The sequence below is a fragment of the Hymenobacter sp. IS2118 genome (genome assembly GCF_000715495.1).
Classification (GTDB): Bacteria; Bacteroidota; Bacteroidia; order Cytophagales; family Hymenobacteraceae; genus Hymenobacter.
Map to the genome: position 1 here is coordinate 1 of NZ_JNLX01000003.1, position 14817 is coordinate 14817.

At 60.0% G+C, this 14817-nt stretch carries 12 protein-coding genes and 1 pseudogene; 9 read left to right on the forward strand and 4 right to left on the reverse strand.

Translation table 11 applies throughout. The features are described from left to right. The 3 genes and pseudogenes from GM79_RS26385 to GM79_RS00130 all read right to left on the reverse strand — a co-directional run. Nucleotides 1-198, reverse strand: a pseudogene (locus GM79_RS26385) (hypothetical protein); the annotation flags it as partial. A 215-nt stretch (nucleotides 199-413) separates the two neighbouring features. Next, nucleotides 414-1097: an IS110 family transposase gene (locus tag GM79_RS00125; protein WP_035557223.1), complete on the reverse strand. Its 684-nt coding sequence runs from the start codon at nucleotides 1095-1097 to the stop codon at nucleotides 414-416. Then, a complete protein-coding gene (locus GM79_RS00130) occupies nucleotides 1007-1423 on the reverse strand; it encodes an IS110 family transposase (RefSeq protein ID WP_035557228.1) in 417 nt (138 codons plus the stop codon). The genes GM79_RS00125 and GM79_RS00130 overlap by 91 nt, the downstream gene beginning before the upstream one ends. A gap of 320 nt (nucleotides 1424-1743) precedes the next feature. On the opposite strand from GM79_RS00130, the gene GM79_RS24025 reads away from it, so the two are divergent. Next, the gene (locus GM79_RS24025; protein ID WP_051718302.1) at nucleotides 1744-2541 is read left to right on the forward strand and encodes an IS3 family transposase; all 798 of its coding nucleotides are present in this window, start codon (nucleotides 1744-1746) and stop codon (nucleotides 2539-2541) included. A 126-nt stretch (nucleotides 2542-2667) separates the two neighbouring features. Continuing rightward, nucleotides 2668-2949 (forward strand): integrase core domain-containing protein, encoded by a 282-nt coding sequence (locus tag GM79_RS24030; protein ID WP_051718303.1) that lies wholly within the window; start codon nucleotides 2668-2670, stop codon nucleotides 2947-2949. A 677-nt stretch (nucleotides 2950-3626) separates the two neighbouring features. Here GM79_RS24030 and GM79_RS22525 read toward each other — a convergent pair. Beyond that, nucleotides 3627-4571 carry a LytTR family transcriptional regulator DNA-binding domain-containing protein gene (locus tag GM79_RS22525; RefSeq protein WP_051718304.1) on the reverse strand — a complete coding sequence of 315 codons (945 nt, stop codon included), beginning with the start codon at nucleotides 4569-4571 and terminating at the stop codon, nucleotides 3627-3629. Between the two features lie 264 nt (nucleotides 4572-4835). Between GM79_RS22525 and GM79_RS26295 the strand changes: the two genes are divergently transcribed. The 7 genes from GM79_RS26295 (at nucleotide 4836) to ruvA (ending at nucleotide 14780) form a co-directional block, all read left to right on the forward strand. Further along, a complete protein-coding gene (locus tag GM79_RS26295; RefSeq protein WP_035557232.1) occupies nucleotides 4836-5141 on the forward strand; it encodes a twin-arginine translocase TatA/TatE family subunit in 306 nt (101 codons plus the stop codon). A gap of 18 nt (nucleotides 5142-5159) precedes the next feature. Next, nucleotides 5160-5636, forward strand: coding sequence for a twin-arginine translocase TatA/TatE family subunit (locus tag GM79_RS26300; RefSeq protein ID WP_081867456.1), 477 nt, complete (start codon nucleotides 5160-5162; stop codon nucleotides 5634-5636). 32 nt (nucleotides 5637-5668) lie between these two features. Continuing rightward, on the forward strand, nucleotides 5669-7096 hold the full coding sequence (gene gatA / locus GM79_RS00155) for an Asp-tRNA(Asn)/Glu-tRNA(Gln) amidotransferase subunit GatA (RefSeq protein WP_035557240.1): 1428 nt from the start codon (nucleotides 5669-5671) through the stop codon (nucleotides 7094-7096). A 279-nt stretch (nucleotides 7097-7375) separates the two neighbouring features. Next, nucleotides 7376-9571: a lytic transglycosylase domain-containing protein gene (locus GM79_RS22530; protein ID WP_051718305.1), complete on the forward strand. Its 2196-nt coding sequence runs from the start codon at nucleotides 7376-7378 to the stop codon at nucleotides 9569-9571. A gap of 168 nt (nucleotides 9572-9739) precedes the next feature. Beyond that, nucleotides 9740-12010, forward strand: coding sequence for an NADP-dependent malic enzyme (locus tag GM79_RS00165; protein WP_035557243.1), 2271 nt, complete (start codon nucleotides 9740-9742; stop codon nucleotides 12008-12010). A gap of 113 nt (nucleotides 12011-12123) precedes the next feature. Continuing rightward, the gene (locus GM79_RS00170; RefSeq protein ID WP_035557246.1) at nucleotides 12124-13935 is read left to right on the forward strand and encodes a DUF885 domain-containing protein; all 1812 of its coding nucleotides are present in this window, start codon (nucleotides 12124-12126) and stop codon (nucleotides 13933-13935) included. A 239-nt stretch (nucleotides 13936-14174) separates the two neighbouring features. Continuing rightward, a complete protein-coding gene (gene ruvA, locus GM79_RS00175; protein WP_035557249.1) occupies nucleotides 14175-14780 on the forward strand; it encodes a Holliday junction branch migration protein RuvA in 606 nt (201 codons plus the stop codon). The last annotated feature ends 37 nt before the right edge of the window (nucleotides 14781-14817 follow it).

Below are 14817 nucleotides of genomic sequence, written 5' to 3' on the forward strand. Positions count from 1 at the left end.
GTCGCCTGGCCAAGCCAGGCGCTCACTTTTTTTAGCCGCCGCTGGCAGCTTAGTCGGCCGGCCCGATCGCTGCCCTTCGAGCAGTCCCGCTAAGCCGTGGTCGCCCCAGGCCGTGAGCCAGTCGTGGACTGTAGCATAGCGCACTGCAAAAAAGATGGCTAACTGAGTCATACTCTGGCCGCGGTGGTGGCCCAGCACGGCTTGAGCACGGGCGGCGCTGGCGGGGGTTGCGCACGTGGTGGCTACACGCCTCAAGGCTCGTCACTTCGTCGGCCGTCAGGGAAAGGGGAAAACGCGAGGTGGTCGGGTAAACCAGGAGATACTGTGATGAAAAGCAAGAAATTGGGCAATTTTTTTATCTTTGGGCTCCTTAAAGGAGGACCTTCGGGTTCATCCTGTGTAGCCTCGTCCCATTAAACGGTCGGGGCTACTTCTTTTTCCGCCACGTAGGCAGGGTGAAAGAGCGGGTCGTAGGGCCGGTCATTTTTCCAGAGAGAATAGCAGAGCAGCAAGAGTTTGCGCATGACGGCAATCACGCCGGGCTTGCCGCTGGGCGGGCGCGCAAGCGGGCGTAAAAAGCTTTTTTGCTGAGGGTTGAAGCGCAGACTACTGACCGCTGGCAGGTAAAGGGCCGTGCGCAGGCGCACGTTGTCTCGTCGGGAGATGCGCGTAGCCCCGGCCGAGAGGCCGCTTTGACGCTGCACCACGTCCAGCCCGGCGTAGGAGGCGAGCTGCCGCTCGTTTTCCACCAGGCTAAAGCCGTTGGTTTCGGCCACCACCACGATGGCCGTGGTCAGGCCCATGCCGGGCACGCTGTTGAGGTGGGCCAGCTTGCCGGCCAGCTCCGGCTCGGCTTTCAGCAGCGCGGCCAGGTCCTGGTCCACGGCTTTTAGTTGCTCAATGAGAAGCGCTTGCTGGGCGGCCAGACGTTCCAGGGTGCGGGCGTCGGGCTGGTAGCTGTGCTGGTAGGCGTGGCGCAGGGTTTTGAGCCGCCCGCCCTGGTCACTCAGGCGCTCGCGGGCCAGGGCCGCAGCTGGCGCAGGGCCGGTGTGGGCGGCTGCCAGGCGGGCAGGGCCCGCTCCAGGCCCAAGTGGCACAGCAGCCGGGCGTCGAGCTGGTCGGTCTTGCTCTTGAGCTCGGTGCTTTGGGCAAAGTGCTTGACTTTATTGGGCAGCAGCACGCTTAAGGCCTGTGCGTTATCCGCCAGAAAATAGGCCAGCGCCTCGTAGTAGACCCCGGTGGCCTCTACCACAAACCAGCGCGGGGCTGCGGTGGGCTGTTGCTTGGCCTTCCACGCCAGCAAGGCCGCGAAGCCGGCCGGCGTGTTGTCAAACGTGGCTTCTTTGCCGAAATGCAACTGCTGGCTGGTCTCGATGCGGCCGAAACAGGCCACAAACGTGTCTTTAGCAATGTCAATGGCCACGACGTACTTGAGCGGGGCGGGGGGGGGAAGGGACAGCGGGCATGGGCGTGGGGTAAAAAGGGGGAAATCAACCAGCCAGCAAGGTTCTTACCGTAACTATTCTTGTACAAATACGGGATGCTTAAGCGAACCGAGCTCCCTACATACTGTGCAGTCTTCAGGCAAAAACGAGAAACGAGGCACAGGTTCTCCTATACACGGTCGACACCAAAGAGCCGCCGTTAGAGAATTATGGTGTCCTCGTTTCCTTTTCTGGCTACCTCTCTACTTGAGAGGCAGTGCAATCATACAAGAGAATTGGGTGCTAACTTCCCAATCTGATGGAAAAAGCTCCTCCGACAAAACGACCGCGCTATGATGCGGCCTTCCGCGCCGAAGCGCTGCGGCTGGCCAACGAAAGCCGCTCCACGCTGGCCGCCGCCCGCGCGTTAAATATCGATGCCAAGCGCATTTATGCCTGGCTGAAAGCGGCCCAGCCGCCCTTGCCCGCCGACCCGACCGAGGCGGCCGAGGTTCGGGCGCTGCGTGCAGCCAGTAAACGGCTGGCGCAGGAGTTGGAGATTTTAAAAAAAAGCCATCGCCATCTTCTCCCAGTCCCAGTCCCAGTCCCAGTCCCCGACCCCGTGAGCCCATTGCATTTTATTGAGCAACAACGGACTCACTACCCTGTCCGGCAGCTGTGCCAGGTCCTGGGCGTGGTGTCCAGCCGCTACTACGCCTGGCGGCAGCGCCCGGCACCGGGGGCGGGAACGGGCGCGGTGCTGGGATGGGAAACGGAAATGGTGGCCGTGTTTGACCACCACAAACGCCGCTACGGCACACGGCGAATCCAAGCCGAGTTGCGGGCAACGGGCCACCGGGTGGGCCGTCAGGCGCTACGCACGGCACTACGCCGCCATGGACGGAAAGCGTTGCAGCCCAAGTCGTTCGTGCCGCGCACCACCGATTCGACGTATGGGCAGCGCTACGCCCCCAATTTGCTGCTGGACCAGCCGCCTGCCATGCAGGCCAACCAGGTGTGGGTGAGCGACATTACCTGCCTGCCGCTGGCCAGCGGCGCTTGGTCCTACCTGTGCGCGTTTCAAGACCTGTTCACCAAACACGTGGTGGGCTGGTAGGTGCGCGCCGATATGCCCGAGGCCCTGGTCACCAGTGCCTTGCAGCGGGCATTGCTGGCCCAACGGCCTGCGCCCGGCCTCATCGTCCATTCCGACCGGGGGCGTACCCGGTAGGGCGGGCAATACGTGGGCAACACCTACAAGGCCCTGCTGCGCAATGCGAAGGCCCAGCTCTCGCACAGCCGGCGCGGCGAGTGCTACGACAACGCGCAAGCGGAAAGCCTCTGGTCCCGCCTCAAAACCGAGGAACTCGAAGCCCGCGACTGGCCCGTTTTTGCCGACCTGGCCGACGCGCAGGCAAGCGTGGCCGACTATTTTGACTACTACAACCACGAGCGCCGTCACTCCAGTATTGGCTATCAGAAACCATATCAATTTCATCAACAGCAACTTAACAACATTACCTAATTCTCTCCTGCTTAACTAGACCACCTCAAGATGCTTCAACTGCGCTCAGTATGACCGTTTGGGTATTTTTCGGATAGACTCTAAGCCCTAGTGGTGCCACGAATCGCCCGAAGGGCTCCGTGGTATTACCTTGCCTCATACCACCGAAATAGCCATTAATCTGTTGATTTAGCGGGTGTAGCTCCTTGTATGTTGGTTGAAAATTTGGAGGACTATGCCACTAACGGCAGGCTCGCAGAAGTAAGGTGGGCGCAGGGCGTACCAACCCACTTTAGCCTTTGTATTGTAAGTGGTGGCCTCCTTTGGATTTGTGGCAACACGTTCATTGCCTGGCTTTCACGTTGAAAGTGTCGAAAATTAGCGGATTGGGCGAGGGCCAGCGGACAGTTCGCTTGCCCAAACTTCCTCACACATCTCCTTGAAACAACTTTGCACTTCCGACCCCATGCCGTGAAGCAAAAAAAAACCCGCGCCAAAGGTGCGGGTCTTTCTGAGCTATGAAAACAAACTTAGTCGTCGGCAATAGTAGCTACTAGCTCGCTGCAACCGATAACCGAATCAAAGGTGGGGTATTTTGGAACAGGATAAACTAGCATTTCGGTGAGTCGGGGGATTGACACGGCGAACGGCAGCTATAGCGGGGTGCAAGGCGACACTTCGGCTGGCCATTGGTGATTTTAGACCAGATTCAAGCGGCCAAGCAGTCCGGCTTTGTAAGAGTTGCCAATGGGAACGCGCACCGGTGCGCGGGACGAAATAGTGTCCCGTACCCCATCCAAAAGGGCTGAATCGGCCTCAATGGTCATGATGCGGTCGAGGCGAACGATGTATTTCCGGTGCACACGAGCGAAGTCGCGGACGGGTAGTTTTGTTTCCAGGTCCTTCATCGTGCCGTACACTGTAAACCGCTCGCGGGTAGTGTGTAGGTTGACGTAATCACCCAATGCTTCCACATACTGGAGGTCGGCGGTGGCAATGCGGACCAGGCGTTGGTCTTGTTTAACAAAAATTTCTGCCCGGTTATTGGCGTAGAGAGCATCGCCGGTATTGTTGGCCATGCGTAGGACGCCTTCCAGCTTCTGCCGCTCGTCTTCGAGCTGAATGCGGACGCGCCGGAGTTCCAGATGGGCCATCACCTGGCGGGCCAGAATGCGCAGGGCCTCACGCTGGTCTCCGGTCAGTTCCCGGGGGACGGTGTCTAAGGCGCAGAGGGTGCCCAAGGGCTGGCCTTCGGGGGAGAGCAGCGGCGCACCAGCATAAAAACGTATATTAGGGTTGCCGGTTACTAGCGGATTCTGGGCAAAACGCGCATCCAAGGTGGCATCCGGTACCTCATAAATATCGTCGGCCCGCATGGCATACTGACAAAACGCATGTTCGCGGGGCGTTTCCTTCATTTCCATTCCTACCCGGGCTTTGAACCACTGCCGTTCGTCGTCAATTAAGGAAACCAATGACATCGGAGTGCCGCAAATGAACGCAGAGAGTTGCGCCAGGTCATTGAATACTTGCTCAGGGTCAGTATCCAGCACCTGGTAGCTGTGGAGGGCTTCCAAGCGTTCCGGCTCGTTAACTTGACGCAGCGAAGCGTCGGCCTGGGTTGTGCGCTTCGATGATTTCACAGCAGCGTGGTAAGTATAGTATTTTCGTTATGAACCAATTATGGTAATAGACTGGTTGGTAAAGCTACATAATGTGCTGAGGAAAGCAGGGAAGGATTCCGCGCAACTTTCATTCTCAGCCTGCCAATAGGTGTAAATTGCCGGTTAATGAACTGGAATACTCTTCCAAAACCGCACTGCCAGGTATCTTTGGAACTCCAAAAGTCGTTCAGCCTCGTATATCGCCATTCATCAACTTAACCGGGCCCAATCCCTTCTTAACGTATGCTTCATTCTTTGTTTTTAATCGGCAGCTTCGGTACGACCGAAATCTTGCTCATTGTGTTTGTTATTGTCTTGTTATTTGGCGCTAAACGCATTCCCGAGCTATTCAAAGGCATGGGCCAGGGCGTTCGTGAGTTTAAGGATGCTAGCAAAGTGGCTGAAAACGAGCAGCCCCAGTACCGCGACCAGCCCATGGCACCACCCGTGCAGCCGCCTTATCAGCAGCCCGGCGCTCCGCAGCAAGGCTATCAGCAGCCCGTGCCGCCCGTTTACAATCCCAACGACCCCAACAACCAGCCGCGCTAATCCGCGCACTTCTGACTCATGCAAATCCCTTTCATGCTCTTTTTGGGCGACATCGGCGGCTCTGAGCTCATGCTCATCATGGTCGTCATACTCATTTTTTTTGGGGCTAATAAAATACCGGAGCTGGCGCGGGGCCTGGGCAAAGGAATCCGCGAGTTTAAGGACGCCAGCACTGAAATCCGTAAGGAATTTGAGCAGGCCGGCCAGCCCGCCCCCACGAACTACGCGCAGCAGCAGCCGGTTTACGACGCCCACAACCAACCCGTGAGTTCATTGCCAACTACTCCGGCAGCGGACACGGGCTCGGGCTTTGACCCGTGGGCGGCACCGGCCACGGCCTCGGTCATGCCAACCGCCGATGCCGACTACTCCGCAACAGACAATGCCCCGGCGCCCGCGCCACCCGTTGCGCCCACGCTGCCCCCCAACCTGGCGCCGGAAGGTACTCAGCCCCGGCAGCCGTACGTGCCGGCGGCCCCAAATCCCAACGTATAGCGCTCAACCGCTCACCTAATCTGCAAAACAGCTTGAAGCGTTTTCATTCCTTATCCGAAGTTCGTAGCGAGCTGGCGGCGGGCACCACGTCCTGCCGCCAGCTCGTGGAGTATTACCTGGACAACATTGAGCGCCAGCAGCATCTCAATGCCTTTTTGGAAGTGTGGCCCGACGAGGCCCGCGCCCAGGCCGAGGCCATTGATGCCAAGTTAGCGGCTGGCACCGCCGGGCCGCTGGCCGGCATGGTTATCGGCATCAAAGACGTGCTGGCCTACGCGGGCCATGCGCTACAAAGCAGTAGCCGCATGCTGGACGGGTTCAAATCGCTCTTTACCGGCACGGCTGTGCAGCGCTTGCTCGATGCCGATGCCATCCTGATTGGCCGCCAGAACTGCGACGAGTTTGCCATGGGCGGCTCGAACGAAACGTCATTTTTCGGTCCGGCCCGGAACGCGGCCGACCCCGAGCGGGTGCCCGGCGGTTCGTCGGGCGGTTCGGCCGTGGCCGTGCAGGCCGATATGTGCCTGGCCTCCATTGGGTCCGACACGGGCGGTTCGGTGCGGCAGCCGGCAGCTTTTTGCGGCGTTATTGGTCTGAAGCCCACGTACTCGCGCATTTCCCGCTATGGTTTGGTGGCGTTCGCTTCGTCGTTCGACCAGATTGGGCCCATCACGCGCTCGGTGCAGGACGCCGCGCTGTTGCTGGAAATAATGGCCGGCCCCGACGGCATGGACAGCACCGCCAGCCAGCGCGAAGTGCCCGCATACAGCCAGCAGCTCACGCCGGCGCCGCATTACCGCATTGGTTACATTGCCGATGCCATTGATAGCGAGGGGTTGAATCCTGAAATCAAAGCGGCGCTGGAAACTCAGCTCGACATCTTGCGTGGCCAGGGCCACGTGGTGGAAGCGGTGGATTTCCCGTACCTGGATTTTATGATTCCGACTTATTACATCCTCACCACCGCTGAGGCTAGCTCAAATTTGGGCCGCTTCGACGGGGTGAAGTACGGCCACCGGGCCGCCGACGCCACCGATTTGGAGTCGCTGTACAAGAAAAGCCGTTCCCAGGGTTTTGGTGCGGAAGTTCAGCGCCGCATTCTGCTAGGCACGTTTGTGCTCAGCGCCAATTATTACGATGCTTACTACACCAAGGCCCAGCGTGTGCGCCGCCTGATTAAGGATAAAACCGACGAGCTGTTGCGCCAGTTCGACTTTTTGGTATTGCCCACTACGCCGACTACGGCCTTCAAAATAGGCGAGAAGCAGGACCCGGTTTCCATGTATCTGGCTGATATTTTTACGGTGCAGGCCTCACTAGCCGGCGTGCCCGCGATTTCCGTTCCGATAGGGGAGGACGCGGCCGGCTTGCCCATTGGCCTGCAGGTAATGGCTGGTGCCTTCCGCGAAGCCGATTTGCTGGCCTTTGCGAGTGTGCTGACAGAAGAAATAGTGGCTTAACTGCCAAACAAACAGCATAAAAAATGGCCGCCCACTGTAGTAGGCGGCCATTTTTTATGCTACCAGCGTGTTGCTCCCATCTGGCTACAGGAATTGCGTTAGCGGCAGATGGCAATTTTTCGGCGCTAGCGTTGCTGAAAGCAGACCGGCAGTCAAGTGTTTGGCTCCCTTCGCAATTCAACCTTGATTTGGAGCGCAAGACAAAGGCCGGCTTTAATTTTCTCTAAAACCTCCAGCGCTACCTATACAAGTTCTTTACCCTTGCGCTATCTTAGTGCTATGAAGCAAGGGATTAAGCAAACTAAAACTTCCCGCCGCGACCGGCTTTGGCTGGTGCTGATGCTGCCTTGGCTGTTGTTTAAAACGACAGATAGCAAGGCCCAGGGAGTACCGGAGCCCGAGTTGGCGAACCCGGCAAATGCCACGGTGCCAGCTTTGTTGGGCGATACCTTACGGGTGCAGCTGGAGTTGCTGCCCAACTCGTTGGTAGCGGAGCCGGCTGAGCCTGTGAGCGTTGATTCGGCCCGGCTGGAATGGCTGCGAACCGCCCCAACGCTGCGCGACCTGGTGGGCGACCGGGTGAGTTGCTTCGAAACCGACGTGCCGCGGCAGTTCAACAATTCCGTAATGGCTTACGTGACCTTGTTCACGGCCCGCAACCGGAGCTATATGCAACGCGTGCTGGAGCGGGAAAACCTGTACTTCCCGCTGTTCGAGAAATACCTGGCGCAGTACAACCTGCCCACCGACTTAAAGTATCTGGCCGTAGTGGAGTCCGCTCTTATTCCGACGGCCAAATCGCCGGTAGGTGCCACCGGGCTGTGGCAGTTTATGGGGCCTACCGCCGGCGACCTGCGCCTGAAGCGCGATGAGTGGGTGGACGAACGCATGCACCCCGAAAAGGCTACTGAAGCCGCCTGCAAGCACCTGCGCTACCTCTACGGCGTTTTCCACGACTGGGAGCTGGTGCTGGCGGCCTACAACTGGGGCGCGGGCAGCGTGCAGCGCACCATGCGCCGCACCGGCAAAAAAACCTTCTGGGACCTCTACCCGCACATGCCCGCCGAAACGCGCAACTACGTGCCCACTTTCACGGCCATCATGTACAGCATGAAGTACGCCGACGCCCACGGCCTGCGCACCGACAACCTGAACTACCAACGCGCGGAGCCCATGGATACGCTGGGCCTGCGGGGCCAGGCCTTCGACCTGCGGCGGCTTAGCCAGGCCTGCGGCTATCAGGATTCCTCCTATCTATCCCGCTTTAACCCGGAGCTGCGGCAGGCGACGCTGCCCGCCGGCTACCGGTCCTATGTGGTGCGTTATCCCGCCGCCGCCGCGGTGCACCTGGGCGACGTGGACCGCGCCACGCTACTTGATTATTGCCAGCCCACCGCCGCTTTGCCGCAACCGTTGGCGTTTATGCCGCCGCGCCTGAATGGCGTGGAGCCCTGGGCAGCCCGGCCATTGCTGGCCGCTACTGAAGGCCCGCGCGCCCGTGGCGAAGCCGAGGCGCCGCGCTTCCGGCGGGTGCCACATAAGGTGCGGCGTGGTGAGACGCTGGCCAGCGTGGCCGAGCGCTTCGAGGTGAGCCAGGCCCAGCTGCGCCGCTGGAACGACCTGCCCAAAGGCCGCCCGCTGAAGCCCGGCAAGCAGCTGGTGATATTCGTGCCGCAGCCCGTGGCGGCACCTTCTAAACCTGCGGCGCCTGCCGAAGCTGCCGCGCCGGTTGCCATTGCCGTGGCGACGCGCCCCGTGCGGCCCACGGTTGCTCCCGAGGTAGCTGCCGCCCGCCAGGCGCAGGCCGAGGCCAATGCCCGCGAGCTTGCACGGATGCAGGAAATCGCGCGCCAGGAAAAAACCCAGGAAGCCCGCCTGGCTGGTATCCGGCAGCGCCAAGCCATTCAGCAGGCCGCGGCGGAGGCGCAGGCCCGCGTAGCCGCCAGCCGGCTGGCCAAGGCCCAGGCAGCGGAAGCCAAACGCAACGAAGCCAAACCAGCCGCTGAGCTGGCAGTTGCCGGTGAAATTGCCGATGAAGTGACACCGGCCGGTAATGCCGAAGGAACGGCCTACACCGTGCGCAAAGGCGACACCCTGACCAAGCTGGCCCGCGACTACAAGGTGAGCGTGGCGCAAGTGGTGGCGTGGAACGGACTGGATTCGGAAAAGGTGGCGGCGGGCCAACGGCTGGTATTCTCCGCGCCGGCTGAGGATGAGGAAATACCGGCTGAAGCCACCCCTCGAAAGCAACCCGTCGGCAGGGCTACCAAGACGGCGGCAGTGGCTACTACGCGCCAGGCCCCGGCAATGGCCAAAGCATTGGGGTCTCCGAAAGTCCACCTGGTGCAGCGCGGCGATACACTTTTTAATATCTCGCGCCGCTTTGGCGTGAGCGTGAAAATCCTGCGTGAAGCCAATAACTTGATTTCGGACGAAGTGAAGCTGGGCCAGAAGCTACTGGTGCCGCAAGGATAAAAAACCCTGCTTGCTTGCCACGTCGATGCTACCGCTTGGCGGGTTGGGTTATAAGCCAGCTACTGCCGGTGAGGTAAAATAAAGACGGCTTTGCTGCGTATTTCGCGCTAATTTCGCCTATACGGCCGCGCTGCCTGCGCGGCCGTTTCTCATTTGTACTGCTTTTCGATGCTGAAAACAAGCCAACAAGACGCCCTCAACTACCACTCCCAGGAGCCCGCCGGCAAGCTGGAAGTGGTGCCCACTAAGCCCATGAGCACGCAGCTCGACCTGGCCCTGGCCTACTCGCCCGGCGTGGCCGAACCCTGCAAAGCCATTGCCGCCAACCCGGACGACGTGTATAAATACACTGCCAAAGGCAACCTGGTGGCCGTGATTACCAATGGCACGGCAGTGTTGGGCCTGGGTAATATTGGCCCGGCAGCGTCCAAGCCGGTGATGGAAGGTAAGGGTGTGTTGTTCAAGAAGTTTGCGGGCATCGACTGCTTCGATATTGAGATTGATGCCACCGACCCCGACGAATTTATTCGCATCGTGAAGGCCCTGGAGCCCACGTTTGGCGGCATCAATCTGGAGGACATTAAGGCGCCGGAATGCTTTCGGATTGAAACCGAGCTGCGGGAGAAGATGAATATTCCGCTGATGCACGACGACCAGCACGGCACGGCCATCATCACCTCGGCCGCGCTGCTGAACGGGTTGGAAATCGTGGGCAAGAAAATCGGTGAAATCAAGCTCGTGGTGAGCGGCGCGGGCGCGGCGGCCGTGTCGTGCCTGCGGCTGTATTTGGCCCTGGGCCTGAATAAGGATAACGTGGTGGTGTTCGATAAGGACGGCATCATCAACGCGGCCCGCACCAATCTGGACCCGATTCAGATGCAGTTTGCCACTGCCCGCCCCATCACCACAATGGACGAGGCCATGGAAGGGGCCGACGTGTTCCTGGGCCTTTCGGCGGCCAACGTGCTGCCGGCGGGCTTGCTGCTGCGCATGGCGGCGCAACCCATGGTGTTTGCCCTGGCCAACCCCGACCCGGAAATCAGCTACCAGGTGGCGATGGCCACGCGCGATGACCTGATTATGGCCACCGGCCGGTCCGACCACCCCAACCAGGTGAACAACGTGCTGGGCTTTCCCTACATTTTCCGGGGCGCGCTGGACGTGCGCGCCACCGAAATCAACGAGGCCATGAAGCTGGCCGCCGTGCACGCGCTGGCCGAGCTGAGCAAGGAGTTCGTGCCCGAAATTGTAAACAAAGCCTACGGCGACAATACGTTGTCGTTTGGTCCGAACTATCTGATTCCCAAGCCGCTCGACCCACGCCTCATTACTACTATTAGTCCGGCGGTGGCGCGGGCGGCCATGGAAAGCGGCGTGGCCCGCCTGCCCATCACCGACTGGGCGGCCTATGAAGACCAGCTCCGGGCCCGCCTCGGCGTGAACCAGAAGATGATGAACCGCATGACCTCGGCTGCCAAGGCCAACCCCAAGCGGGTGGTATTTGCGGAAGCCGACAACTATAAAATTCTCAAAGCAGCCCAGATTCTGCGCGACGAAGGCATTGCCATGCCCATTCTGCTGGGGTCGCAGGAAGCCATCGAAACCATTGCCCGCGCCAATAGCCTGGATTTGGAAGGCTGCGAAATTATCAACATTCTGAAGCAGGACGAGAAGCGCGCCGAGTACGCTGCCCTGCTCTATCAGAAACGGCAGCGGCGCGGCATGACGCTCTACGAAGGCCGCCGCCTGATGCGTGAGCGCAACTATTACGCCGCCATGATGGTGGAAACCGGCGAGGCCGACGCCTGCATTACCGGCCTGACCAAGGACTACGGCAAGAGCATTATTCCCTCGCTGCAAGTAATTGGCACCGAAGAAGGCGTGCGGCGCGTGGCGTCGATGTACATCATTCAGCACAAAAAAGGCCCGTACTTTTTCGCCGATACCACGGTGAACATCAACCCCACGGCCGAGGAAATGGTGGAAATTATCGGCCTCACGGCGCGGGCGGTACGCTTTTTCGATGCTGAGCCGCGCATGGCCGTTATCAGCTATTCCAACTTTGGCTCGAATTCCGGGCCGCTGCCCGAGAAAACCCGCCGCGCCACCGAGCTGGCCAAAGCCCGCTTCCCGGACCTGCTCATCGACGGCGAGATGCAGGCCAACGTGGCCCTCAGCCCGCAGCTGCTTCAGGAGCACTACGACTTCAGCCCCCTGGCCGAAAAAGGTGCCAATACGCTGATTTTCCCCAACGTAGAGTCGGCCAACATTGCTTACAAGGTGCTCCAGGAAATTGGTGGTGCCGAAGTCATTGGGCCGGTGCTCATGGGCATGCGCAAGCCGGTACACATTCTGCAGCTGGGCGCCAGCGTGCGCGAAATCGTGAACATGGCCGCCATTGCCGTGGTCGACGCGCAGCTGGGTAGCAAAGGGTTGTAAAGAATTAGATAGTTATCCATACAATCGCGCCCTGACGCACCCGCTGAGATGGTTGCGTCAGGGCGCGATGGTATGAGCAGCTAAGAATTCCTATTTCTTTATTTCTTTGCGGAATGAAGAAAATTCTCCTCCGTAGCGCTGGCGTACTGCTGCTCTTGCTGGTCGCATTCGTTGTGAATGCGACCTGGTTCAAACCAGTGTTTATTCGCGCTTTTTACGAGCGGGTGTTCATCGAATTTGCCTTCGATTCGCCGGAGCTGCTGTCCAGCCTGCGCATGGTGGAGCAATTTGGCGTGCAGGGGCACAATAAGGAATTGAATGACTTGTCGGAAGCTGCCGCAACCCGGCAGGCCGAGCGCCTGCGCCACAACCTCGACGTGCTGCACAGCTACGATGTGAGCGGCATGGACACCCAGCAGAAGCTGTCGTACGACGTGCTCGACTGGTTTATGAGCACCGCCGCCGAGGGCGACAAGTTTCGCTACGACAATTACCCGGTGAACCAGCTGTTTGGGGTGCAGAACGGGTTTCCCACCTTCATGGCCACCACGCATCAGGTGCATAACCAGCGCGATGCCGAGTACTATAACCTGCGCCTGGGCAAAGTGAAAACCCAGTTCGCGCAGGTGCTGGAGGGCCTCAAAATACGGGAGCAGCACGGCGTGGTGCCGCCCACGTTCGTCATCGACAAAGTGCTGGCCGAGATGACAGCTTTCGTGGCCCAGCAGCCCGAGGCAAACATTCTCTACACGTCGCTGGCCGAGAAGCTGGGTAAGGTGACGGAGATGGAAAAGGCTGAAAAGGACCGACAGCTAGCCGAAGCCAAAAACCAGCTCGCGACGGCCGTATACCCCGCTTACCAGTCGCTCATTACCTACTTCACCGCGCTCCGGCCGCGCTCCACTACCGATGCCGGGGTGTGGAAATTCCCCGACGGGGCCGCCTACTACGCCTACTGCCTCAAGCAAAACACCACTACCGACCTCACGCCCACCCAAATCCACGACCTGGGCCTGCGCGAAGTGGCGCGTATCGAAGGCGAGATGCAAACCATTCTGCAAGCTCAGGGCCTTAACGGGCCGGCCGTGGGGCCGCTGATGGCCAAACTAAACCAGGAACCCCGCTTTTTGTATCCGGACTCGGATTCGGGCCGGGCGCAGATTCTGGCCGACTACAAGCGCATTCTGGCCGAAGTGAATGCCGGTCTGGAGCTAGCGTTTCGCGAGCGGCCCCAGGCGGCGCTCGACGTGCAGCGCGTGCCGGAATTCAAGGAGAAAACCGCGCCCGGCGCCTACTACAACCGCGCGGCCGGCGACGGCTCCCGGCCCGGCGTGTTCTACGCCAACTTGTACGACGTAGCGGCCACGCCCCGGTTTGGCATGCGCACGCTGGCCTACCACGAAGGCATTCCGGGCCACCACTTCCAAATCAGCGTGCAGCAGGAGCTGAAAGGGCTGCCCACTTTTCGCACGCTGGTACCGTTTACGGCCTACACCGAGGGCTGGGCGCTGTATGCCGAGCGACTGGCCTGGGAAATGGACTTCCAAAAAGACCCCTTCGATAACCTGGGCCGCCTGCAGGCCGAGCTGTTTCGGGCCGTGCGGCTGGTGGTGGACACCGGCCTGCACGACAAGCGCTGGACCCGCGAGCAGGCCATTGCCTACATGGGCAGCCACACCGGCGAAGCGGCCACCGACGTAGAGGCCGAGATTGAGCGCTACATCGTGATGCCCGGCCAGGCGTGTTCCTATAAAGTGGGGATGCTGAAAATTCTGGAGCTGCGCGAACGCGCCCGGCAGCAGCTCGGCCCCAAATTCGACCTGCGCGACTTCCACGCCGTGGTACTGAAAAATGGCGCCCTGCCGCTCACCATTCTGGAGCGCGTGGTGAACGAATACATTGCCACTAAAAAAGCCAGCACCTAAGCCGCAGGCTACCCGGTAACTTGGGAATCGCCGCCATCGTGCCTGCGCACGGAGGCGGCGATTCCTTTTTTTAATCAAATTATTTCGCCGAAAAGCCGGTAGATTTGGGATAGAAACCGGCGTGTGTGCTGTTGGGCTGGTCGGCCGGTTCCGGCTTTTTGTTAGTTCTTCGGGCACTTGTTTCGTGCCTGCGTCCGTTGCCGGGTGCGGGCGCCGCCTCGCTTTTATCCCTTTCCCGCATGATTGCCTACCTCGACGGTAAACTCGCTTACAAAGACGCCACCCAGGCCATTGTTGACATCCTGGGCGTGGGCTACGAAGTCCGCATTTCGCTGGCCACCTACTCCAAGCTGCCGGCCGAGGGTGCGGCCACCAAAATCTACACCTACCAGCACATTAAGGAGGACGGGCAAACGCTCTACGGCTTCCTCGACCCCAGTGAGAAGGCGCTGTTTATGCTTCTGATTTCGGTGTCGGGCATCGGGCCGGGCACGGGCATCGTGATGGTGAGCAGCATGAGCGTGGGCGAAATCCGGGAGGCCATCGTGAGCGGCAACGTGCGGGCCATTCAGAGCATCAAAGGCGTGGGGCCGAAAACGGCCCAGCGCGTGATTCTGGACCTGCAGGACAAGCTGCGCAAGGACGAAATGCTGGCCAAAGCCGGCGTGGACACCGTGCCCCTGGCCCGCCAGCACAATACCCGCCGCGCCGAAGCGTTGCAGGCCCTGGTGACCCTGGGCTTCGCGCGGGCCGCCGCCGAGAAGCTCCTCGACCAGATTCAGCACAAGCACGGTGGCGAGCTGACCGTGGAGGAATTGATTAAATTTGCTTTGAAGTCGCATTGAGTCGCGGCGGTTTTGAGCGGTTAGCCAATAGCTTTTA

What these genes read in the sequence shown, in the direction of transcription:
- GM79_RS00165 (WP_035557243.1), top strand. Translation starts at nt 9,740, where the DNA reads ATGCTGAAAACAAGCCAACAAGACGCCCTCAACTACCACTCCCAGGAG.
- ruvA (WP_035557249.1), top strand. Translation starts at nt 14,175, where the DNA reads ATGATTGCCTACCTCGACGGTAAACTCGCTTACAAAGACGCCACCCAG.
- GM79_RS24025 (WP_051718302.1), top strand. Translation starts at nt 1,744, where the DNA reads ATGGAAAAAGCTCCTCCGACAAAACGACCGCGCTATGATGCGGCCTTC.
- GM79_RS26295 (WP_035557232.1), top strand. Translation starts at nt 4,836, where the DNA reads ATGCTTCATTCTTTGTTTTTAATCGGCAGCTTCGGTACGACCGAAATC.
- GM79_RS22530 (WP_051718305.1), top strand. Translation starts at nt 7,376, where the DNA reads ATGAAGCAAGGGATTAAGCAAACTAAAACTTCCCGCCGCGACCGGCTT.
- GM79_RS00170 (WP_035557246.1), top strand. Translation starts at nt 12,124, where the DNA reads ATGAAGAAAATTCTCCTCCGTAGCGCTGGCGTACTGCTGCTCTTGCTG.
- GM79_RS26300 (WP_081867456.1), top strand. Translation starts at nt 5,160, where the DNA reads ATGCAAATCCCTTTCATGCTCTTTTTGGGCGACATCGGCGGCTCTGAG.